Genomic DNA, 571 nt, shown 5'->3' on the forward strand with positions numbered 1-571 from the left:
CTGGACGCCACGACCGGCCCGCCCGAGCCCGGCGACGTGAGCTGCCCGCCGGGGTTCGACGTCGTCCGGGTGCCCTACGCCAGGACCGGCGAGCTCGCCGACGAGGTGGCCCGGTACGCCGACGCGGTGGTGGTCCTCAGCCCGCCGCGGCTGCGCGAGGCCGTGGTCGCGCGCCTGGAGGCAGCCGTGCAGCTGGGGGAGAGGATCGGGGGCGGTCGTGGCTGAACGGACACCGGAGCGGCTGGCACGTCTGCTCGGCCTGGTCGCGTACCTGGACCGTCACCCCGGGGTCACGGTGGAGGAGGTCGCGCGGCACTTCGGGGTCAGCGCGGAGCAGGTGCTGCGTGACGTGGACACCCTCTGGGTGTCGGGCACGCCGGGGTACTGGCCGGACGACCTGATCGACTTCGACGCCACGTCCCTGGAGTCGGGCGTGCTGCGCCTGACGCGCACCCGCGGCCTGGGTGGGCCGTTGCGGTTGGGGACCCGCGAGGCGGTCACCCTGCTCGCGGCGCTGCGGGCGCTGGACGAGGCGCTGGGCCCCGCGCTCGGCGCCGACGAGCGCGAGGTG

Annotated in this window: 1 protein-coding gene and 1 pseudogene; both read left to right on the forward strand. The window is 76.2% G+C overall.

Annotated features, from left to right (window positions below):
- A partial coding sequence (locus N869_RS15885) for a WCX domain-containing protein (RefSeq protein ID WP_035063332.1) occupies positions 1 to 225 on the forward strand: 225 nt, incomplete at its 5' end.
- A pseudogene (locus tag N869_RS15890) lies at positions 218 to 571 on the forward strand (helix-turn-helix transcriptional regulator); the annotation flags it as partial. The gene N869_RS15885 and the pseudogene N869_RS15890, both read left to right, overlap by 8 nt.

The organism is Cellulomonas bogoriensis 69B4 = DSM 16987, assembly GCF_000767165.1.
GTDB classification, from domain to species: domain Bacteria; phylum Actinomycetota; class Actinomycetes; order Actinomycetales; family Cellulomonadaceae; genus Actinotalea; species Actinotalea bogoriensis.